The organism is Dolomitihabitans soli, assembly GCF_022213955.1.
GTDB classification, from domain to species: Bacteria; Actinomycetota; Actinomycetes; order Streptosporangiales; family Streptosporangiaceae; genus Streptosporangium_A; species Streptosporangium_A soli.
The window spans coordinates 29424-50106 of the sequence record NZ_JAKNTW010000029.1; the positions used below are offsets into that span (position 1 = coordinate 29424).

Annotated in this window: 20 protein-coding genes and 1 pseudogene; 13 read left to right on the top strand and 8 right to left on the bottom strand. The window is 68.6% G+C overall.

Annotated features, from left to right (window positions below):
• Both MBA17_RS38530 and MBA17_RS50720 read left to right on the top strand, forming a co-directional pair.
• Window positions 1-771 (top strand): NAD-dependent epimerase/dehydratase family protein, encoded by a 771-nt coding sequence (locus tag MBA17_RS38530; protein ID WP_238502586.1) that lies wholly within the window; start codon window positions 1-3, stop codon window positions 769-771.
• A 262-nt stretch (window positions 772-1033) separates the two neighbouring features.
• Window positions 1034-1498 (top strand): annotated as a pseudogene (locus tag MBA17_RS50720) (FAD-dependent monooxygenase); the annotation flags it as partial.
• Here the strand turns inward: MBA17_RS50720 and MBA17_RS38535 are convergent.
• Entirely contained in the window at window positions 1406-2035 is a 630-nt protein-coding gene (locus MBA17_RS38535; RefSeq protein ID WP_238502588.1) for a GntR family transcriptional regulator, read from the bottom strand. The pseudogene MBA17_RS50720 and the gene MBA17_RS38535 overlap by 93 nt on opposite strands.
• A 120-nt stretch (window positions 2036-2155) precedes the next feature.
• On the opposite strand from MBA17_RS38535, the gene MBA17_RS38540 reads away from it, so the two are divergent.
• Window positions 2156-3889, top strand: a complete 1734-nt coding sequence (locus MBA17_RS38540; RefSeq protein ID WP_238502590.1) for an IlvD/Edd family dehydratase — start codon at window positions 2156-2158, stop codon at window positions 3887-3889.
• An 18-nt stretch (window positions 3890-3907) separates the two neighbouring features.
• On the top strand, window positions 3908-5263 hold the full coding sequence (locus MBA17_RS38545) for a GntP family permease (protein WP_238502592.1): 1356 nt from the start codon (window positions 3908-3910) through the stop codon (window positions 5261-5263).
• A gap of 94 nt (window positions 5264-5357) precedes the next feature.
• Here MBA17_RS38545 and MBA17_RS38550 read toward each other — a convergent pair whose 3' ends face one another.
• Complete coding sequence (locus MBA17_RS38550; RefSeq protein ID WP_238502594.1) at window positions 5358-6260, bottom strand: LysR family transcriptional regulator; 903 nt, start codon at window positions 6258-6260, stop codon at window positions 5358-5360.
• Between the two features lie 153 nt (window positions 6261-6413).
• On the opposite strand from MBA17_RS38550, the gene MBA17_RS38555 reads away from it, so the two are divergent.
• Both MBA17_RS38555 and MBA17_RS38560 read left to right on the top strand, forming a co-directional pair.
• A complete protein-coding gene (locus MBA17_RS38555) occupies window positions 6414-6959 on the top strand; it encodes a dihydrofolate reductase family protein (protein ID WP_238502596.1) in 546 nt (181 codons plus the stop codon).
• A 43-nt stretch (window positions 6960-7002) separates the two neighbouring features.
• Complete coding sequence (locus MBA17_RS38560; protein ID WP_238502598.1) at window positions 7003-7200, top strand: DUF4287 domain-containing protein; 198 nt, start codon at window positions 7003-7005, stop codon at window positions 7198-7200.
• Between the two features lie 130 nt (window positions 7201-7330).
• Here the strand turns inward: MBA17_RS38560 and MBA17_RS38565 are convergent, their stop codons facing one another.
• The 5 genes from MBA17_RS38565 to MBA17_RS49910 form a co-directional block, all read right to left on the bottom strand.
• Window positions 7331-8266: a ferritin-like domain-containing protein gene (locus tag MBA17_RS38565; protein ID WP_238502600.1), complete on the bottom strand. Its 936-nt coding sequence runs from the start codon at window positions 8264-8266 to the stop codon at window positions 7331-7333.
• 727 nt (window positions 8267-8993) lie between these two features.
• Window positions 8994-9392, bottom strand: a complete 399-nt coding sequence (locus MBA17_RS38570; protein ID WP_238502602.1) for a peptidase inhibitor family I36 protein — start codon at window positions 9390-9392, stop codon at window positions 8994-8996.
• 476 nt (window positions 9393-9868) lie between these two features.
• Window positions 9869-10873 (bottom strand): HEAT repeat domain-containing protein, encoded by a 1005-nt coding sequence (locus tag MBA17_RS38575; protein ID WP_238502603.1) that lies wholly within the window; start codon window positions 10871-10873, stop codon window positions 9869-9871.
• 6 nt (window positions 10874-10879) lie between these two features.
• On the bottom strand, window positions 10880-11548 hold the full coding sequence (locus MBA17_RS38580; RefSeq protein WP_455432935.1) for a HEAT repeat domain-containing protein: 669 nt from the start codon (window positions 11546-11548) through the stop codon (window positions 10880-10882).
• Between the two features lie 166 nt (window positions 11549-11714).
• Window positions 11715-12167, bottom strand: a complete 453-nt coding sequence (locus MBA17_RS49910; RefSeq protein WP_455432936.1) for a substrate-binding domain-containing protein — start codon at window positions 12165-12167, stop codon at window positions 11715-11717.
• 202 nt (window positions 12168-12369) lie between these two features.
• Here MBA17_RS49910 and MBA17_RS38590 point away from each other — a divergent pair, with 202 nt between their 5' ends.
• From MBA17_RS38590 to chrA, 3 genes are all read left to right on the top strand, one after another.
• A complete protein-coding gene (locus MBA17_RS38590) occupies window positions 12370-13767 on the top strand; it encodes an FAD-dependent oxidoreductase (protein ID WP_238502604.1) in 1398 nt (465 codons plus the stop codon).
• Between the two features lie 365 nt (window positions 13768-14132).
• Entirely contained in the window at window positions 14133-14522 is a 390-nt protein-coding gene (locus MBA17_RS38595) for a metalloregulator ArsR/SmtB family transcription factor (RefSeq protein WP_238502605.1), read from the top strand.
• Window positions 14523-14703: 181 nt separating this feature from the next.
• Window positions 14704-15888, top strand: coding sequence for a chromate efflux transporter (chrA, locus tag MBA17_RS38600; RefSeq protein WP_238502606.1), 1185 nt, complete (start codon window positions 14704-14706; stop codon window positions 15886-15888).
• Between the two features lie 117 nt (window positions 15889-16005).
• Here the strand turns inward: chrA and MBA17_RS38605 are convergent, their stop codons facing one another.
• Window positions 16006-16428 carry a DUF6223 family protein gene (locus MBA17_RS38605; protein WP_238502607.1) on the bottom strand — a complete coding sequence of 141 codons (423 nt, stop codon included), beginning with the start codon at window positions 16426-16428 and terminating at the stop codon, window positions 16006-16008.
• Between the two features lie 216 nt (window positions 16429-16644).
• On the opposite strand from MBA17_RS38605, the gene MBA17_RS38610 reads away from it, so the two are divergent.
• The 4 genes from MBA17_RS38610 (at window position 16645) to MBA17_RS38625 (ending at window position 20235) form a co-directional block, all read left to right on the top strand.
• Window positions 16645-17772, top strand: a complete 1128-nt coding sequence (locus MBA17_RS38610; protein ID WP_238502608.1) for a sensor histidine kinase — start codon at window positions 16645-16647, stop codon at window positions 17770-17772.
• Window positions 17769-18455, top strand: a complete 687-nt coding sequence (locus MBA17_RS38615) for a response regulator (protein ID WP_238502609.1) — start codon at window positions 17769-17771, stop codon at window positions 18453-18455. Before MBA17_RS38610 ends, MBA17_RS38615 begins: the two co-directional genes overlap by 4 nt.
• Complete coding sequence (locus MBA17_RS38620) at window positions 18452-18829, top strand: hypothetical protein (protein ID WP_238502610.1); 378 nt, start codon at window positions 18452-18454, stop codon at window positions 18827-18829. The genes MBA17_RS38615 and MBA17_RS38620 overlap by 4 nt, the downstream gene beginning before the upstream one ends.
• A 212-nt stretch (window positions 18830-19041) precedes the next feature.
• Complete coding sequence (locus tag MBA17_RS38625) at window positions 19042-20235, top strand: ArsR/SmtB family transcription factor (protein WP_238502611.1); 1194 nt, start codon at window positions 19042-19044, stop codon at window positions 20233-20235.
• The last annotated feature ends 448 nt before the right edge of the window (window positions 20236-20683 follow it).

Below are 20683 nucleotides of genomic sequence, written 5' to 3' on the forward strand. Positions count from 1 at the left end.
ATGACGACGGTTCTGATCACCGGCGCGGCGGGGAAGGTCGGGACCATGCTCCGGCCCGGACTCGACGGACTCGACCTGCGGATCGCGGACACCCGGGCCGCACCGGACTGGGGCGACGCCGAGGCCCTCGTCGGCGACGTGGCCGATCCGGCGTTCGCGGCGGCGGCCCTCGACGGCGTCGACGCCGTCGTCCACCTGGCCGCCCACCCCGTGCCGTCCGCGTCATGGGCCGAACTGCGGCGTCCGAACATCGACGGGATCGTCACCGTGCTCGACGCCGCACGGGACGCCGGCGTGCCCAAGGTCGTCCTCGCCGGCTCGGTGCACACCATGGGCGGGTACGTCCGGCCGGGCGAGACCGTGGTCGACCCGGCCTGGCCGGTACGGCCCTGCTGCCGGTACGGCGCCACCAAGGCGTTCGCCGAGGCGTACGGCGGCATGATCGCCGCCGTGAGCGACACCTCGGTGATCTGCCTGCGACTGGGCGCCTGCCTCCCCCGGCCCACGACGACGGGCAACCTGGCCGAGTGGCTGGGCCCGGCCGATCTGGGCGGGCTGGTCCGGGCGGCGCTGACCGCCGACGTGCGCACCGGCGCCTACTTCGGCGTCTCGGCCAACACCCGCCGCGCCTTCGACCTCACGAACGCCGCGCACGACCTCGGCTATGTCCCCCGCCTCGACTCGGAGGCGTACGCCTCTGATCTGCCTTCGGGCCGAGGGGGCGTCTGTGCCCTCACTCACTACAGCGAGGTTCCTGTTGTGGATGTGTGAGGTGTGATTTATGAGATGAGCAGTTTGGCCATATCCGACGCCTTTACAAAGTATGTCCGGAAGCGGCGATCACATCAGAGCCACGTCCCGCAGCCACCGGGCGCAACGGCTGTCATCAGGGCTGTGCGCAGAGTCATCTATCGTTTTCACACCTGGCGCGAAGGGTTGCGGCCGGCCGCGTCGCCGCCTCCTCGTAGTGTGAGCGCATGTCTGTGATGCCGTTCAGGGGTGGAGCCGCGCGCGAGGCGGAGTTGTTGGGGGCGGCCCTGGAGGTGTTGCGGGAGACGGGATACTCGCCGCGTACGGCGTGCCGTTCAGGATCGTGGACACCAAGCCCGGACCGGTCGGCCAGTCACGCGCGGCCATTGTCCATGTCAGGACCTTGGAGCTGTTCGACCGGCTGGGCCTGGCCGGTGAGGTGCGCCGGCGGGGCCTGCCGATCACGCACGCCGAGCTGTACGAGAACGGCCGGCGGGCGAACCATCCGCCCGCGACCAGGACGACGACGAGCCCCGCCACCCCCAGCGTCCCCGCCGGACGCCGCCACGCCACCGCACCACGTGGAGAAGGGCGTCAAGGTCATGGCCTTCGCGCTGACGCCGGGCGAGCTCCCCCGCTACGCCCGGCTCTGACCCTACGTACCGAGGCGCTGGAGGTAGGCGTCTCGAGAGGGGAGCAGGTGGGCGCGGCAGGTCGCGGCGAGCAGGTCGGTGTCCTGCTCGTGTAGGGCGCGGATCATGGTCAGGTGTTCGTTCCTGGCCCGGTTCAGGAATTCGGGGGACGTCACGGTGACCGAGCGGATGGCGTGGGTCATCTGGGCGTGCGAGCGGATCGCCGCGACCAGTGCCGCGTTGTCGGACAGGGCGAAGATCGCCTGGTGGAAGGCCATGTTGGCGCGGACGACACCGTGCAGGTCACCCGCCTCGATGGCGGCGTCGTGCTGCTCCTGGATGGCGGCCAGTTCCGTCAGCCGCTCGGCGGCCACCGGGAACTCGATCAGGCGTGCGCAGTGCTCCTCGAGCAGCTCGCGCACCGCGTAGATGTCGTGCACGTCCTTGGCGGTGAACGCCTTGACGAACGCTCCCACGTTGGGCTTGCGCTCGACCAGCCCGCGGCTCTCCAGGTCCTGTAGCGCGCGCCGTACGACGTGGCGCTTGGCTTCGAAGCGAGCCATCAGATCGTCCTCGACGAGCCGCTCCCTGGGGTAGCGCAGACCGAGGACGATCTCCTCCTCGATCAGGTCGGCGACGTCCGGCAGGGTCACGATTACCCCCTCCTCCTCACTCGGTCAGGCAATCATCTCGCAACATTTGTTCCGATGTGGGGTGACATGGTTCACTGGCTCGCATATTATCGCCAACATTATCAATAATGGAGTTGTGCAATGACGGCCGAGCCCACCGGGATGCGGAGCAACCTCGTCAACTACGGTGACGAGGAGTTCGCCCTCTTCCTGCGCAAGGCGTTCATCAAGGGCGCCGGATACACCGATGACGCGCTGGACCGCACCGTGGTGGGCGTGATCGACACCGGCAGCGGGTTCAACCCCTGCCACGGCAACATGCCGCAGCTCATCGAGGCGGTGAAACGCGGCGTGATGCTGGCCGGGGGCTTCCCCGTGGAGTTCCCGACGATCTCGCTGCACGAGAGCTTCTCGTACCCGACCAGCATGTTCCTGCGCAACCTCATGTCGATGGACACCGAGGAGATGATCAGGGCGCTGCCGGTGGACGCGGTCGTTCTCATCGGCGGATGCGACAAGACCGTCCCTGCCCAGCTCATGGGCGCGGCCTCGGCGGGCAAGCCGGCCATCCAGCTCGTCACCGGCTCGATGCTGACCGGCTCGCACCGTGGCCGTACGGTCGGCGCGTGTACCGACTGCCGCGCGTACTGGGGCCGTTACCGGGCCGCCGAGATCGACGACGAGGAGATCGCCGAGGTCAATGGCCGCCTGGTGGGCAGCGTCGGCACCTGCTCGGTGGCGGGTACGGCGAGCACGATGGCCTGCGTCGCCGAGGCCGCGGGGATCGCGCTTCCCGGCAGCGCCACCCCGCCCGCGGTGACCGCCGACCGGATGCGGGTCGCCGAGCTCACCGGCCGCCGCGCGGTCGAGCTGGCCGCCGAGGGCCTGACCGTCGACAAGATCCTGACCCAGGCGGCGTTCGAGAACGCGCTGCGCGTGCTGCTCGCCCTCGGCGGTTCCACCAACGGCCTGGTGCACCTGGCCGCGATCGCCGGCCGCCTCGGCTTCTCCCTCGACCTGGACCTGTTCGACCAGATGAGCCGAGAGACCCCGGTCCTGGTCAACCTCAAGCCGGCGGGTATCCACTACATGGAGGACCTGCACCGGGCAGGTGGCGTGCCGCGGTTGCTGACCGAACTGCGCGACCTGCTCAACCTCGACGCGCTCACAGTCACCGGCCGCACCCTCGGCGAGGAGCTCGACGCCGCCCCGGCGCCATTCCCCCAGGACGCCATCAGGACCAGGCAGGACCCGATCTACCCGGCCGGCGGCATCGCCGTACTGCGCGGCAACCTCGCCCCGGGCGGCGCGATCATCAAGCAGGTCGCCGCCGACCCGGACCTGCTGGAGCACCGGGGACGCGCGGTCGTCTTCGCGAACGCGCCCGACCTGGCCGCCCGCATCGACTCCGAGGACCTGGACGTGGCCGCGGACGACATCCTGGTGCTGAAGAACATCGGCCCGATCGGGGCACCGGGCATGCCGGAGGCCGGCTACATCCCGATCCCGCGCAAGCTGGCCAGGCAGGGCGTGAAAGACATGGTCCGCATCTCCGATGGGCGGATGTCCGGCACCGCCGCCGGCACGATCGTGCTGCACGTCTCCCCCGAGGCGGCGGCCGGTGGAACGCTCCAACACGTGCGGAACGGCGACATGATCAGGCTCAGCGTCGCCGACCGGGTGCTGGAGCTCGAGGTGTCCGACGCCGAACTGGCCGAGCGCGCCGAGCAGGACCGTACGCAGGCCGCGCCCCGGCCAGGACGCGGCTACCGCAAGCTCTACGTGGAGGAGGTCACCCAGGCGGAGGAGGGCTGCGACTTCCGCTTTCTGCAGGCAGAAACCCCCCGCGGCACCGTTCCCCGCGCCACCCGCTGACTCCCCCGGAGACCCTCCTTGGACACCACCACCTGGACGCTCATCGCCGCCGTGCTCGCGATCGCGGTGCTGCTCCTGCTCGTCATCAAGTTCAAATTCCAGGAATTCCTCGCGCTGCTGGTGACCAGCATCCTGTTCGGCCTTGCCGTGGGCATGGGACCGGACAAGCTGATGAAGGTCGTAGTCGATGAGATGGGTGGCGGTCTCGGCCAGCTCGCCCTGGTGATCGGACTCGGCGCGATCTTCGGCACCATGCTGCAGCAGTCGGGCGCCGCCGAACGCATCGCCACCACGCTGGCCGGCCGCTTCTCCGACCGCAACATCGCCTACGGCCTCGGCCTGGCCGGCTTCCTGGTGGCGATCTCGGTCTACATCGACGTGGCGATCGTCATTCTGGTCCCGATGCTGTACGGCATCGCCAAACGGACCGGGAAGTCTCTGCTGTACTACGGCATCCCGCTGTGTGCCGGACTGAGCTGCGCCTACACGTTCATGCCGCCCGCCCCCGGGCCGCTCGCCGCCACCGGCATCCTCAAGGCCGACCTCGGCCTGGTCATCCTGTTCGGCGTCATCTGCGGCATCCCCGCCGTCCTGGTCGGCGGCCCGCTGTTCGGCCGCTTCATCAGCAAGCGGATCTTCGTGCCCGTCCCCGAGGAACTGGACGCCGCGGCCAAGCCTTCCGAGGAGAACGCGCCGAAGCTGCCGAGCTTCATGTCGGTGCTGGGCGCGCTGGTGCTGCCGCTGGTGCTGATCGTGCTCGGCACGATCGGCAAGAACGCGCTGGCCGAGGGTACGGCCGCGCGCACGGTCCTCACCTTCATCGGCCACCCGGTCATCGCCCTGCTGCTCACCGCCCTCTACACGCTGTGGTTCTTCGGCGTACGGCGCGGATTGCCCGCCGACCAGATTCAGAAGATGGCCACCGGCGCGCTCGCCCCCGCCGGGATGATCATCCTGGTCACCGGGGCCGGCAGCGTCTTCGGCGGTGTCCTGGTCGAGTCCGGTCTGGGCGAGGTGATGGCCGCGGCGATGAAGAGCGCCGGCATCCCGCTGGTGCTGTTCGGCTTCCTCACCTCCTCGGTGATGCGCATCTGCCAGGGCTCCGGCATGGTCGCCATGGTCACCGGTGCGACCTTCACCGCACCGCTGGCCCAGGCCCTGGAGGCGAGCCCCGCGGTAGTGGCGCTGACCTCCATCGCGATCGCCTGCGGCGGTGCCGCGTACTCCCACGTCAACGACTCCGGCTTCTGGATGGCCAACCGCTACTTCGGCATGTCGGTCGCCGACACGCTGAAGTCGTGGACGGTCATGAAGACCACGGTCGGCCTCACCGGCTTCACCATGGTCCTCGTCCTGAGCGCCTTCATCTCCTAGACCGGCATCGCGGCCCAGGAACGCTCGGCGATCTCCTGGACTTGTCGAGGACGGTGCGCGGGTCACCGCCGGGCGCGAGCACGACGCGGGTGCACTACTGATCGAGGTGGCAGGCGTCGTGTGCCGCCTGGACGAACTCGCGGACGCGGTGGGTGGTGTTGGTCTTCAACCACATGGGCCCCCACTGGATCGGTGGGGCGTCGGTGAAGGGCAGGTAGGCGATGTCGGCGCGGGGGTAGAGCCGGGCGACGCTGTCGCCGACCGGGAAGACGCCGCGCCCGGCGGCGACCAGGGTGAGGGTCTCGGTGAAGCTGGCGGCGCGGGGACCTCGGGGAACCGGCGCGCCCGACGGCATGACCGTCGGGTTCCGGTCGACGCGGAAGGCCTCCGGCATGTCGGCGGGCACCAGGATCACCGGATGGTCGGCCAGATCCTCCATCGACACCGCCCGACGATCGGCCAGCGGATGTTCGGACGCCACCGCAAGCAGCCGCGGTTCGGACAGCAGGACCGGCCCGGCCACCACCTCCGGCTGGGCGGCGATGAGGATGTCGGTGATCAGGACGTCGATGTCGCCCGCACGTAGGCGGGTGACAGTGTCGTGCCCCTGCGTCTCGTTGATGTGCACCTCGCAGTCCGGGTGCCGCTTGGCGAACAGCGCGACCGCCTTCAGCAGCAGTTGCCCGGCGATACCGCTCAGGAACCCCACGCGCAGGTCCCCGGTGATGCCGCGACCGGCGTCGATCGCCCGGCGTACGGCGCCGTTCATCCCGGCCACAAGCGGGGTCAGATCGTCGGCCAGCTGCCTGCCGATCGCGGTCAGGTGGACCTGGCGGCTGGTGCGCTCGAACAGCGGAGCCCCGATCATGCGTTCCAGCTTCTTGACGGTCTGGCTCACCCGCCCGGTGGTGATTCCCAGCCGTTCGGCGGTACGCCCGAAGTGCAGTTCCTCGGCCAGCGTCAGGAACGCTTCGACCTCGTGCCGTTCCAGCAACATTTCCCCCTTGAGCTCAGCTAAACGATCGTAGCGTGATCGTGCGTTGATCCACCCGCCCTCCGGACGGCATCGTTAATCACGCCTCACCCCGGGTGGTCAGCAAGAACCCCGAGGGCGAGGAGTCGTGACGCCCCCTTTGGTGAGGAGATTCCGATGACCGCAGGACGCAAGATCGTGGCCGGGCTGTTCATGTCGCTGGACGGGGTCGTGGAGGCCCCGGAGAGATGGCACTTCCCCTACCTGAACGAGGAGATGGGCGCAGCGGTCGGCCAGATGTACGCCGAGGCCGACACCCTGCTGCTGGGACGGACGACCTACGAGACCTTCGCCGCGTCCTGGCCACACCAGACCGGCGAACTGGCCGACGCGATCAACGGCATCCGCAAGCTGGTCGCCTCCACCACTCTGGACACCGCCGACTGGAACAACACCACCGTGATCGACGGCGATGTCGTCACGGCGCTGAAGGAGATCAAGCAGCAGCCGGGCAGGAACATCAACCTGTCCGGCAGCATCACCCTGACCCGTGCCCTGCTGGAGGCCGGGCTCCTGGATGAGCTGCGGCTGCTGGTGCACCCGATCGTGCTGGGCACCGGCCAGCGACTCTTCCCCGCCGGCACGCCCCGGACGCCCCTGGCTCTGGCCCGTTCGGCCACCTTCACCAACGGTGTCCTCGACCTGACCTACCAGCCCGCCTGACCCTGGGCGACCCCACCACCCGCCGACTACGGAAAGAGTTCACGTGAAAGGCGACCCCACCAGCTACTTCCCTTCCATCGAGAAGAAGTACGGCCGGCCCATCCAGGAGTGGCAGGACCTCATCCGCTCCGCCGAGTTGACCAAGCACATGGAGTTGGTCAACTGGCTCAAGTCCGAACACGGTCTCGGCCACGGCCACGCCTTCGCGCTCGTCGCCCACACCCTCGCCAACCCAATCTGAGAAGGAGACATCGATGCACGAGGTCGAGACCAGAACGCTGCAGGTTCCCGGAGCACGGCTCACTACGAGGTCAGCGGATCGGGGCCGCTGCTACTGACGATCCCGGGTGCGCCCGCCCCACGGGACCGTGCTACGCCGGCGGCTGCACCCAGGTGAATTCCGGGCGGATGCCGCGTTCGATGAGGGCCTCGCCTTCGCCCTTCAGATCGAACATCGTGGGCACCGCCGCATCGTTCACATCCGCCCCCGACGTCCAGCAGGACTCCAGTTCGATCAGGAGCCGGGTCAAAATGCGGCGAAACTCCAGCGACGGGTCCGGCTCGGCCGTTGAGGGCCCGAAGTGGTGCACTTCGGGCAAGGTGATGGGCGTGCCGCTGAAACTCCACTCACCACTTACCTTGATCAGCCGCCTCCCTACGTACAATTCCTTGAACAAGTAGTAGTGCGCGTGGCTCGTGCTCTCACCGGTGGGCGCGCTGGGTGAGTCGGGTACGCCCTCTCCCTCGATCTTGATCCGGTCGATCGTCTCGATCGCGTCGGCGACGGTCCGGATCGGCCGCGCGGAGGGGACCTCCACCGCGTGGGCGTCCGGATCGATCTCGGGACGGGTCGTTCGGAACGTCTCGCTGATCGTGTCGTAGAAGGCGCCGATCGTCGGCGGCCGCTCCGCCAAGCGGGCCACGGGCGGAAAGTCCGGGTGCTCGATCTGCATGAACACCGCGATCTGGTCCTTGACCAGCGGCTTGAGCTCAATCGGCAGCTTCTGTGGGATGCCGCCGGGCAGTTCGTCGGCCGGGTAGACGGGCAGGAAATCCGGGCGGGCCAGTGACGGCGTGCCGCCGACCGCCGTCAGCAGGTTCCCCGCCAGCGCGAAGTGCTGCATCTCCTGGATGACCACTCGATGCAGGACGCGCCTGGCATGGTCAGAGATGTTCTTGACCGACCATTCCGCGCACAGGTACGGCGGGATCGTGGCGAACTCCAGCCGCATCGCCAGCTGCAACGCGCCCTTGAGGTCCTCCAATGAGAGGATCCGCGCCTCGACGTACTCCCTCAGCGTCTTCACTTGGGAAATCCCCGTCATCCCTGGTTTCATCTCACACCCCGAGCTTTCTAGGTTCATACTCGATCGCTTCTTCGGGCTCGAAGCCCCGGGGAGGCGAGAGCCGACACGCCCGCTTAGAGGAGTTTTCCCAGGTCACCGGCGACTGAAGCGCGAGCGAATGGTGGGGTTTCTTCGCCGGATGTTGGCGGAGGTCGGCCCGGTAACCGCTTGGGTCGTCCAGTGGGATGGTGAACGCCGAGGGCGTGTCGACTCCGGCAGGCGGATCCTGATGGGCCGAGTCCTACGTCGACCGGCTCTTGCAGACCCAGCATGCCCAGAGGGAGATCGCGAGGCAGCGCCAGGGCACGGAGAAGGCACCAAAGCGCAATGCCGAACTGTTCTTATAGCTCTGCGGGCCGCCGCCGTGCGCGCCGGTCGATCGACGGCCGGGCGTGCGGCCCTGGCGGCCGCCACCGCCCGGCCCGCTCCGGCCGAGACGGTTGGCGACGGACTGTGGACGGGGGATTTGGTTTGACCGAGCCCGCGTCCGCGCAAGGGGGGCTGTCCCGGATGCCGGCTGGGGTTGGTGAGCGTGGAGCGCTCATGTGGATGGGCGCTGTGGACTCCTGCTGGGAAAATCCGGGAAATGGAGCCGGATTTCCTGCTACTTCAGGAATGCCAGGGTTGGCTGGCCGACGGCAGGAGTCATCCGATCACGATCCAGCGGGCATGCTGTGGTCCTACCGGCCTAGGAGCAATCCATGTGCAGCGAGGAGGCCTTGTTGTCGAAGCTGTTGTTCGTCACGTCCGAGTCCTCGGACCTGCCGTCCGAGTAGTATTCATCGCCGCGGTACGAGTAGGCGTTGTAGAGCCAGACCAAGCAGTTGGTGCCGTTCTTTACCGAGCTTGTGCCGTTGTTGACCGGGCGTGACGTGCCCTTCCAGTAGTTGTTGGACAGGTTGGAGTCTCTAATCTGCCGGCTTGTGGCGCCTTCCTTCATGCACCACTTCCCGCCCTTGAAGTCGTCGTGCTCGTAGAGGCAGAAGTAACGTGTGGCCGCCGGGGTGGCGGCCTGGGCTGGTGACGCACCCGGGAGGATGCCCAGGACCAGGGATGCGAGCAGCGCGACAGAGGCCGGTTTCCGCACGAATTTCCTCTTTCACAAGCAGGAGTCACTAAGGGAAAGATCACGTTAGCCGGTAGTGATTCCGGCTGTCCACTTCCGATCAGCCGGCCTGCCCGTAATGACGCTGTCACCAGGCCGGTCAGGTCGGGCCGCGACACGTGAAAGAAGAGTTCATCCCGACCTGACCTGCACAAAGAGGTCGTCAACCCAAGATGACGATGGCTTTCACGGCCCGACTCCCCCTCCAGCAGCCGGAACGTGCATTAGATCTCGAGACCGTACGGCCCACCGGGGTCGTCAACGCCCGCGAGGTCGTGGACGAGCAGGTCATCGGTGACGCACGCATGGCAGTACGGACTGCGAGGTCCGCACGGCCGGGGATGTCGTGCGGACTTGATGTCCGCCAGCGATCGGGTGCCGCTGGTCGGCATCGGCACATCCGCTGCGAGGGAAGCGCCCTCGTCCGGCGCCGCACACGGCACGCCAGGAAAGATCCGTCATCGTGCGTCGCGTATCCCGAGAATGTATGTCGCGGTAAGCGCAACGGCACGGTCTTCGTCATGTGACAGATCTGCGAGGGCTCGTGACGCTGTGGTTCCCGGGATGTCCGCGAGCGCCTGCGTCAGCCGTCGACGTACGGACGATTCAACGGTGCCGTGGGCGAGGCGAGCAACGAGCCTGGTGGCGATCTGATCCGCCAACGTGGGACGACTCGCCAGCGCGCTCAGGGCGTCGGCCGCGTCGACGTCATTCGTCCCCTCGACGACGATATCGACGAGCGTCGGGATCGCGTCGGCTACTCCACGTGCCCCGAGTGCCAGAGCTGCGTACCTGCGGACCACGATGTCGGGGTTCGTGAGGGCGTCCCGCAGCAGTGTGGTCGCCTCACCGTTCGGAATCTCGGCGATGGACTGGACGGCACGTTTGCGCACCTCGGCTACTGGTGAGCCGAGGCCCTCCGCAAGCAGCGCGAATCCGTCATCGCCCGATTGCGCCAAAGCCCATCGAAGGGCTCCGGCGACGTTCGGGTCCGCCTCGCTCAGCGCTGCCTCGACCAGTGCTTCCACGGGTATCGGAGCCTCTTCGACTGAGGACAAGGCCGCGCGCTGGCGCTTGTCGGCGCTCTTTGACCCCAACGCCTGCAGGAGTGCGACGATCTGGAGGACGTCCTCCCAGCCGGCGGGTTCTACGGCGTCGATCCGACGCAGCCGCGTGAGCAGCTCCGTCTCAGCCGCAATGCGTTCTCGCGTCTGGCGGATGAGGTCGTCGACGAGCTCTGAGGGCGTGAAGTCGGGATCATCGAGCGCGCGCCTGACTTCACGCAGCGACAGCCCCAAGGACCGCAGGCTCTCGATCTGGAAGATCCGCCGGATGTCCTCGCTGGAGTACTCTCGATAGCCCGCGTCGGTACGACCCGTCGGCCGTACCAGGCCGAGCGAGTCGTAGTGCCTGAGCATGCGGGCGCTGACCCCGGACCGTCGTGCCACATCACCGATCAACACTGCCCATCACTCCTCCTTGCCGGTGCTGCCGAGGGCTACGACGCGCTTGGCCTCCTCGATCGCGAAGTCGAATCCGGCCTCCGGGTCGCGCAACAGCCGTTCCGTGGCGATCGCATGGGCGCGCACGCGCGGGTCGAGATCCGTCATCGCAGCGCTCAGCGTGGGCACGATCACCTCACCGAGCGCGATCAGCGCCCGGCTGAGGCTCAGCCGCATCTCACGTTCGCCGCGCCCGAGTTGTGTCGACAACACCGCGGCCAACTCGAGCTCTTCACCTTCGGGCACGAGCACGACCGCCGCCCGCCAAGCACTCCGCGCCACCTCCTCGTCGGCGTCGGACAGAAGCGCCCGTGTGATCGCCGGCCACGCTTGCCGATCCCCGATCTTGGACAGCGTGTGCAGCGCCTGGCTTCGTGCCTGCGCACGCTCCGAGCGGAGTTCCTTGAGAAGCTCTGGAACCGTCATGGATGCCGAGTGGCGGGTGATCGCCCACGTCAGCATATCGCGCACATAGAATTCGGGTTCGATCGCGCATCGTTCGATGAGCTTGTCGATGAACCGCGGGTCAGGGGTCGTACCGACCGCCATCGCCGCCCGCAGCCGCACTGACGAGCGGCTGTCCTCCAGCCCCTGGAAAGCTCGAATCGTCTCCACGTCTTGTTTCTGCATGGTCATCGGGACCACCTCCTCGGCAACAGTGAAGACCTTGTCACCGTGTCAAGGTCAAGCGGGTCACGCCGCAAGATCACCAGGCACCATGGCCCGTCATTGTCATCTCTCGAACCGCCGTTGCCGACCGTGCCGAGTGATGGTCCGCAGGCGCTCGTCGCGGCCGCGCCGCTCAGGCGTGGCGTTCCGCTGGGCCGGACGACTCGCGAAGTACCAGCTCGGTAGGCAGGCGGATCGTCTCGCCCTCGCGTTGTGTTCGTGCGGCGAACTGCTCGATCAAGAGCTCTACCGCGAGCCGACCGGCGTGCGAGCCGGGCCCAGCCAGGGTGGTCAACGAGGGATGGACGAAGTCGGCGGCGAAGATGTCGTCGAACCCGATCACGCTGATGTCTGCCGGGACTCGAACACCGCGCTGGGCGAGGCGTCGGATGATGCCGATCGCCAGGAGGTCGCGCCGCTGAGCGCGCTGGACGAGCACGGCCTGCCGTTGCACTCCGGCGGGCTCCCCCTCACCCACCCCGGACTGGTGTACGTGGGGCTGGAGTTCCAGCGGTCCTTCGCCTCCACCATCCTGCGCGGGGTGAGCCGCGACGCCGAGCACGTCACCGCCGCCCTGACCGCGCACGCGAGCGGCGCCCCCGCAGCGATCGGCCGGTAAGCCCAGACAGGTCCTCCGGCGAGGGATGAGGGTGGGCCCCAACTTGCGCCTTGTTTAGATGAACATCTAATTTGACATTTCTCTAAACAATCGCCAGACTTCCAGCTAGTTAGACAAGCTTCGAAGCACTGCGATCGACGACGTCCATACCTGCGAGGAGAGCACCGCCATGAGTGAGGGATGCTGCGGCCCGGCCGCGATCGAGATCGAGCGGTTCACCGCCCAGCCCAGCGGCGGCACGCTGCCGGTGGTGGTGATCGGAGCGGGCCCGGTCGGGCTGGCCGCCGCCGCACACCTGGCCGAGCGCGGCCTGGACTTCCTGGTACTTGAGGCCGGGCGGCAGGTCGGGGCCTCCGTGGCACGGTGGGGGCACGTGCGGGTGTTCAGCCCGTGGAAGTACAACATCGACGCCGCCGCCCGCCGCCTGCTCACCGCGGCGGGGTGGACGGAGCCGGACCCGGAGTGGCTGCCGACCGGTGCCGAGCTGATCGGCGACTACCTCGCCCCGCTGGCGAAGACGTTCGGCGAGCGGGTACGGCTGGGCACGCGGGTGACCGCGATCAGCCGCCTCGGCTACGACCGGGTCCGCACCACCGGCCGCGAGCAGGCCCCGTTCCTGATCCATCTGGCAGATGGCCAGGAGATCACAGCGCGGGCGGTCGTCGACGCCTCCGGCACCTACGACACGCCAAACGTGCTCGGCGCCAGCGGCCTGCCCGCCCTCGGCGAGCAGACCGTCGGCGACCTGATCGACCACGCCCTGCCCGACGTGCTCGGCGCCGACCGCGAGCGGTATGAGGGCAGGCACACACTCGTCGTCGGCGCCGGCCACTCGGCCGCCACCACCCTGCTCGCCCTGGCCCAGCTGGAGAACGCCCAGATCACCTGGGCCGTCCGCGCGGGCAACGCCAGCCGTACCTACGGCGGCGGTGACGCCGACGCACTGCCCGCCCGCGGCGCCCTCGGCACCCGGCTGCGCGCCCACGTCGATTCAGGCCGCATCCGCCTGCGGACCGGATTCTTCACCCACCACGTCCAGCACAGCACCGACGGCGTCGAAGTCGTCAGCCGCGACCCCTCCGGTCACGAGCAGTCGATCACCGCCGACCAGATCATCAGCGCCACCGGCTACCGCCCGGACCATTCCATCGCCTCCGAACTGCGCCTGGATCTGGACCCGATCCTGGGATCGACCCGGCAACTGGCCCCGCTGATCGACCCCAACGCCCACTCCTGCGGCACTGTGCCCGCCCACGGCGTCGACGAGCTGTCCCATCCGGAGACCGGCTACTACGCGGTCGGCGTCAAGAGCTACGGCCGCGCCCCCACCTTCCTGATGGCCACCGGTTATGAGCAGGTCCGCTCCGTCGTCGCCGCGGTGGCCGGCGACTGGGAGGCCGCCCGCGACGTGCGGCTCGACCTGCCCGAGACCGGTGTGTGCTCCTCCAACCTGGCCGAGGCCCAGGAACAGCGGGTCGGCCTGGCCACCGGCATCAGCGGCGGCCTGCTGTCCACCCCGCTGCCGCTGGCAGACGTGTCGGCCGCAGGCGGCAGCTGCTGCGGCTGAACCGCGAGCCGCCCACGAAGGGGCGCGACGGCTGGTTCCGTTTCAGCTGCGGCCGGCGCATCGTCGCCGCCCCTGGCCCTCACCCAGACCATCGGGTACGGCATGCTCGGTCGGCACCATCACCCTGCCGCATCTGCTCGCCGAGCAGTAACGACACCGCCGCCTACGCCAGCCTCTCGGGCCGCATCGCCGTGTTCTCCGTCGCCGACAAGGCGCTGCCCCCTGGGAGCCGTGGCACTGGCCCAGGCCGCCGGATACGGGTGGGTGATGGGAGCCGTCACCGCGGCCTGCGCGCCGGCGGCATTCGCACTGATCGCCTACCATCGCCTATCATTTAGACGATTGTCGAATCAGGAGGGTGCGCCATGACCGCCGTCACTGTCGTGCAGTGCTGCGCGCCGATCACCCGCGAGCCTCTGTCCGAGCCCGAGGCCTCCGAGCTGGCGACTCTGCTCAAGGCCGTCGCCGACCCGGTCCGCCTTCGCCTGCTGTCGATGATCGGCTCGCACGCCGGGGGTGAGGCGTGCGTCTGCGACCTGACCGGCGCCTTCGACCTGACCGCGCCCACGATCTCCCACCACCTGAAGATCCTGCGCACCGCCGGACTGATCGACGGCGAACGCCGTGGCACCTGGGTCTATTACCGCATCATCCCCCAGACGGTGAACAAGCTCGGCGCACTGTTCGCCCCGCTGGGCGCGGCCGCTCCCGCCGCGGGCGGGCCGGCGCCGGACACGAGCCCGCTGCGAACATGACCTCGCTCGGCGTGATCAGGCTGCTCGACCACCCGGAGATACATCAAACGAGTTTGATGCATCTGGCCAGGCGTGCGTGTCCGGCCTGCTTGCGGGCTGTCATCTGGGCCCTGATGCGGGCCTTCGCACCGTCGGCCTTGGCAGTGTCCTAGCGATCCGCACGACCAAGGGAAGAGCGACAGTGGCAGATGAGCAGGCCGTCGGCGATCCGGCCGGCGATCCCGAAGGCGGCAGGGCGTCCTGGCGTGCGGTGCGGGAGGTGGCGCTGCTGTTTCTCAAGCTGGGCACCATCGCCTTCGGCGGCCCGGCCGCGCACACCGCGATGATGCGTGATGAGCTGGTGCGCCGACGCGGCTGGGTCAGCGATGAGCGGTTCGTCGACCTGATGGGCGCCACCAATCTCATCCCCGGCCCCAACTCCACCGAACTGGCCATCCATCTGGGCTTCGACCGCGCCCGGTGGCGCGGCCTGCTGGCCGCCGGCGTCTGCTTCATCCTCCCGGCTGCGCTGATCGTCACGGCTCTGGCCTGGGCCTATGTCACCTACGGGACGACGCCCGCCGTCGCGGGCATCCTGTACGGCATCGTCCCGGCGGTGATCGCGATCATCGCCCACGCCCTGCTCGGCCTGCTCCGCACGGTGATCAAGAACGGGTGGTTCGCGCTGCTGGCCGTCGCCGCCCTGGCCGCCTACCTGCTCGGGATCAACGAGCTGCTCGTGATGGCCGCCGGCGCGCTGCTCACGGCGGGAGCCCACGTGATCCGCCGCCGCCAGGACGCCGTGCACGGGATGCTGCCGCTGCTCGGCCTGGGCTCGCCGCTCTTCCCGGATCCCACCGGGGGTCAGCTGGCGCAGCTGTTCCTCACCATGCTGAAGATCGGATCCGTGCTGTACGGCAGCGGCTACGTGCTCCTGGCCTTCCTGCGCGGCGACTTCGTCGACCGGCTCGGCTGGATCACCAATCAGCAGCTCATCGACGCCGTCTCCATCGGCCAGGTCACCCCTGGCCCGGTGTTCACCACGGCCACCTTCATCGGCTACCTCGTCGCCGGCCCCCTCGGGGCGTTCCTGGCCACCGTCGCCATCTTCCTGCCGTCCTTCGTCTTCGTCGGGCTGCTCACCAAGCTCACCGACAAACTCCGCGCCAGCGCCTGGACCTCCGCCCTGCTCGACGGCCTCAACGTCGCCGCCCTGGCCCTCATGGCCGGCGTCTCCCTCCAACTCGGGCGGAGCGCGATCATCGACCCCCTCACCGCCGCGATCGCGCTGGTCACACTGGCGCTGCTGTGGAAGACCAAGCTCAACAACGCCTGGTACATCGCCGGCGGCGCCGCCATCGGCCTGGCCCACACCCTGCTGACCTGAAGAGGCTGACCGTGGCGTAGCCCTGGGTTCGCTCGGGATACGGGCGTGTATGGCGCGCTGGAATGTGGGGGGACCCGAACGCGAGCTCGTACTCGCTGCGGTCAGCCGGTGCGGCGGTCAGCCGGTGCGTCGGGAGCGGGCCAGCGTCAGCCCGCCGAGGGCCATGCCGACCAGCCCCACCAGCGCGGCCACGATTCCCCCGCCCAGCCCGTTACCGGTGCCGATACCACCGGAGGAGGTGGCCACGACCAGCCCGCCGAGGGCGGTGCCGATCACTCCCGCCACCAGGGCCACGATGGCCCCCCTTCGCCCGGAGCCGTTGCCTATACGACCGGTGGAGCGGGCCAGAGCCAGCCCGCCGATGACCACGCCGATCAACCCCACCAGCGCGGCCACGATGGCCCCGAGCCGCCCGGCGCTCATGGCGTACACACTGGCGGGGTCCGGCTGGACCGAGGCGTACGCGACGGCCGGTACGGCAAGCGCGAAACCTCCGATCAGGGCGGCTCCGGCCACGGCAAGCACGAATCGGGCTGACATGAGGTGCTCCTCACTTCTACGACTGGACGTCGCCTGATCATGGCCGCCGGACCCACCGCAGGTCGTCCAGCGGACGCAGGCAATTCACGCTGCCGCCGCTGCCACAGCCGGCTACCGCGTACGCCGCAGGAGCAGCGAAGGTACCGCGTGCGCGGTAGCCGGCCGGTCATCCACGCGCAGGAGTCGCCCGCGCGGACATCCGGCTAAGGTGCGCGCATGAGTACAGGACGGTCCGGTATCCCGGCCGGTGTCAAAGACTGGGCGATCGCCGTCTGCGTGGCGGCGACGCTGCTGGTCACCGGGCTGTCCGGGCAGAACTCCAGCACGAACCTCGACCTGTTCGGCTACGCGCTGCTGGCGGCCGGCGGCCTGGCGCTGGCCGCGCGCCGCCGGGCTCCGGTTCCCGTCCTGGCCGTCACCGGGCTGTGCGCGGTGGGTTACCAGGCGGCCGGTTTCGACGTGCCCGCCGTCGCCTACCTGTTCGCGGTGTACGCCGCCGTGCGGGCGGGACACCGCACCATCACGGTGGCGGCGAGCGTGATCATGCTGGCCGCTCTCCCCCTCGCGGCCCTGGCTGCGGGCGCACACGACACGGGTGAGGCGTTCGCGCAGTCCCGAGGCGCCCTCGAGTTGGCCTGGCTGGTCGCGGCCGGCGCCGCGGGTGAAGCACTGCGGCAGGCCGAACGGCGGGCGGAGGAAGCCGAGCGCACCCGGGAGGAGACCGCGCGGCGCCGCGCCGACGAGGAGCGGCTGCACCTCGCGCGGGAGCTGCACGATTCGCTCACCCACCAGATCTCGATCATCAAGGTGCAGGCCGAAGTCGCCGTTCACGTGGCCCGCAAGCGGGGTGAACAGGTGCCGGAGGCCCTGCTGGCGATCCGGGAGGCTGGTCGTGAGGCAGCCCGGGAACTGCGCGCGACCCTGGAGGCGCTGCGCGACGACGACACGACCCCGCCGCATGGGCTCGACCACATCCCGGACCTGGTGGAACGGGCCCGTACCAGCGGCCTGGACGCGACGTTGACGATCGAGGGACAACGATATGACGTATCGGCCGCGGTGGACCGGACCGCCTACCGGATCGTTCAGGAGTCGCTCACCAACATCGCCCGGCATGCCGCCGCCGGCACGGCTTCGGTCCGGATCGACTGCCGTCCGGACGCCGTCGCGATACGCATCGATGACGACGGCAAGGCCACACCGGACACCATCCCGGTGCCTGGCGTCGGGCTGCTCGGGATGCGCGAACGCGTCACCGCCCTCGGCGGTCGCCTGCGCGCGGAACCGCGCAGCGAGGGAGGCTTCACCGTCCAGGCCGAACTCCCCGTGGACCAGACGTCATGATCCGTGTCCTGCTGGTCGACGACCAGCCGCTCCTGCGCAGCGGATTCCGCGCGCTCCTCGACCTCGAAGACGACATCGAGGTGGTGGGCGAGGCCGGCGACGGGAGGGAGGGACTTGCTCTGGCCAGGGAACATCTGCCCGACATCGCTCTCATCGACATCCAGATGCCGGTCCTCGACGGCATCGAGACGACCCGGCGCATCGCCGCGGACCCGGCCCTGGCCGGGGTGCACGTCGTCATCCTGACCAACTACGGCTTCGACGAACACGTCTTCAACGCGCTGCGCGCCGGCGCAGCCGGATTCCTCGTCAAAGACATCGTGCCCGAAGACTTCCTGCACGCCGTACGCGTGGCCGCGCGCGGTGACGCGCTGCTCGCCCCGTCGATCACCCGGAAGCTCATCAACAGGTACATCACCCAGCCGCTCAACACCGGCACCGGCACCGGGCTGAAAGAACTGACCAACCGCGAACGCGAGGCCGTCGCCCTGGTCGCGCAGGGCCTGTCCAACGACCAGATCGCCGACCGCATGGTGATCAGCTCACTGACCGCCAAAACGCATATCAACCGGGCCATGGCCAAGCTCCATGCCCGTGACCGTGCCCAACTCGTGGTCTTCGCCTACGAATCCGGCCTGGTAGCCCCAGGCAATTCCTTTCCAGCGCCCGCACATGGCCAATGACATCGAGCATGGTCGGTTCGAATAAGGCTCTGGATGGCATACCGATCCGGTTGACGGAACGCGCCTGGCGTTGCGGGCGTTCTTTCGACCTGGTCTGTGAACGTCCCCTGCTGCTGCATGAAGGGCTCGGCGAGGGAGAGATCCGGCCGCCTTTCAACCCGACGGAGCTGCCCCCGCGACTGCGGGAGGTGTTCGAACGCGGACAGCAGGCGGGGATCTTCCGCGCTGACAGCGACTTCGAACCCGTCCAGGGTGAACAGCGAGTCGCGCAAGGTGCCGGACACGACCAACCCGCCGATGCCGCGGGCGTGCTCACTTCTTCGGCCACCAGGCTGAACACACGCACCCGGGGCAGACGGCTCCTCGACCGCTGAACGCAGGGGCGTTCGGAACTGTTCCGAACAGCGTTTGATCTTGTACCCGCCCGGGACCGACGAGGACTGTTTGTGGCGCCTTTCCCGATCGCCTGGGGCGTCCAGGCCGACGGGTGTGCCATGGAGGTTGCGCATGTCTCTTCCGCCTGTCCGACGGAGAACGGACAGACCCGCGGCCACGCCGACACGGACGTCCGACAGGATGACAGGCATTGATCCAAACGGTTCGCCGTCGCCCGCCCCCTCCGGCGGCGGGCGCGATCCGGGCCGGGCTGGTCGCGCCCTCACGTCCCGGGGCCTGGATGAACGGCTGCCCCGCGGCTCCCACCGGCTGGCCGGCGCGGAGGGCGGGTGTGGTGCAGGCGCTTGAGATTTCCGCCGAAGGGCTCAGGCATGTCCGCTTCGGCTGGTCGATGCTGAGCGAGGCCACCCTGTCGTTGCGGGCGGCCACCGGTGGCGACCGGACGCCGTGGATCCGACGGTGGTGGGGCGATGTGCGTGGGCGGCTGACGCCGGGCAGGCTGGGCCTGCTGCGCGAGGTCATCGGGCTGGGCGGGTACCTGCCGGATTTCCTGTTGCCGGTGGCGGCCGGCGGCTCGTCCTCACTCGACGAGGAACTGCACGCACTGGTGAGCACACCCACCGGGGTGATCCGGGAGGAGTTGACCAGCGCCATCACGGGGGCGAAGCGGGCGGGTGTCGTCGACCCCGCTCTGCCGCTGGCCACTCGCCTGCTGGACGCGCGCGGTGAGGACGCCTACCTGGCCACTTTGGCGGATGAGCTGAGGACCTACTGGAACGCGGCCCTGGCCCCGTTTTGGGATGGGCTGCGGGCCGATCTGGAGTCGGGGTTCGATCACCGGGCGCGGCTGCTCGCCGCCGACGGGGTGCAGGCGGCCATCGCGGACATGAGCCGGCACTTCACCTGGAGCGGTGACACTCTCCTCATCGACATTCCGCCCCGCGCCCGGTTGACCGCCGGCTCGGGGTTGTGGTGTGTCGGCTCGGTCTTCATGAGGGACCGGATTCTCATGAGCAGCCGTCCCGACGACACCGTGGCCATCTACTTCCCCGCCGGCGGGAGGGCCGCCGCGTCGGGACGGCACCCGCTCAGGCAGGCATCGCGGGATCTCACGGATCTTCTCGGCGCGACCCGTGCCGCGCTGCTGGCCGACCTCGACATCACTCACACCACCGCCGACCTCGCCCGGCGCCACCAGTTGTCGGCCGGCACCGTCTCCCATCACCTGGGCATCCTGCACAAGGCGGGGTTTCTCGATCGCGGGCGTGACGGCAAGCGCGTGCTGTACCGGCGTAGCCCCCTCGGCAACGCCCTCACCCGCCGATCGATGCCCCAGGCCGATGAAAAACTTTTGGGCCAGCTGACCTCGTCGATTCGACTCTAGTCAAATCGACGGTCCAGCTGATCCTCGACGGAGTTCGATCATTTGTGTTGTAATTTCTGAAGATTCGCTCCGGCGACTTGATAAACGCAATGCGAGGAGGTGAAACTTATGTTCACGACTTCTATTGTTGGCAGGCTGGCCAGTAATAGCCTCCAGCAGCACATGTTCGCATCACAGTCCACTGTGGCTCAAGAATGTGGGCGGCTGGGCAGCACGTGTCTCTTCACGTTTGCGTGCTGCGATGGCCTGTACTGCCGCCTGTATGACGATTGGGTGGCGGACGGTCACTGCCGCGTCGGCTGAGACATTTCTGTCTTGGTTGTCGACGTTAGCCCCAGATGGGGTTGCGGCACCGGCCACCTAATTTCGAAGCCGGGTCGGGGGGGGGGCGCCCCCCCCCCCCCCCCCCCCGCGCCCAAGGCGAAGCCCCCCAATAAAGACACCCCGG

What these genes read in the sequence shown, in the direction of transcription:
- MBA17_RS38530 (WP_238502586.1), top strand. Translation starts at nt 1, where the DNA reads ATGACGACGGTTCTGATCACCGGCGCGGCGGGGAAGGTCGGGACCATG.
- MBA17_RS38540 (WP_238502590.1), top strand. Translation starts at nt 2,156, where the DNA reads ATGACGGCCGAGCCCACCGGGATGCGGAGCAACCTCGTCAACTACGGT.
- MBA17_RS38550 (WP_238502594.1), bottom strand. Translation starts at nt 6,260, where the DNA reads ATGTTGCTGGAACGGCACGAGGTCGAAGCGTTCCTGACGCTGGCCGAG.
- MBA17_RS38555 (WP_238502596.1), top strand. Translation starts at nt 6,414, where the DNA reads ATGACCGCAGGACGCAAGATCGTGGCCGGGCTGTTCATGTCGCTGGAC.
- MBA17_RS38580 (WP_455432935.1), bottom strand. Translation starts at nt 11,548, where the DNA reads ATGACCATGCAGAAACAAGACGTGGAGACGATTCGAGCTTTCCAGGGG.
- MBA17_RS38590 (WP_238502604.1), top strand. Translation starts at nt 12,370, where the DNA reads ATGAGTGAGGGATGCTGCGGCCCGGCCGCGATCGAGATCGAGCGGTTC.
- MBA17_RS38595 (WP_238502605.1), top strand. Translation starts at nt 14,133, where the DNA reads ATGACCGCCGTCACTGTCGTGCAGTGCTGCGCGCCGATCACCCGCGAG.
- MBA17_RS38605 (WP_238502607.1), bottom strand. Translation starts at nt 16,428, where the DNA reads ATGTCAGCCCGATTCGTGCTTGCCGTGGCCGGAGCCGCCCTGATCGGA.
- MBA17_RS38610 (WP_238502608.1), top strand. Translation starts at nt 16,645, where the DNA reads ATGAGTACAGGACGGTCCGGTATCCCGGCCGGTGTCAAAGACTGGGCG.
- MBA17_RS38615 (WP_238502609.1), top strand. Translation starts at nt 17,769, where the DNA reads ATGATCCGTGTCCTGCTGGTCGACGACCAGCCGCTCCTGCGCAGCGGA.
- MBA17_RS38620 (WP_238502610.1), top strand. Translation starts at nt 18,452, where the DNA reads ATGACATCGAGCATGGTCGGTTCGAATAAGGCTCTGGATGGCATACCG.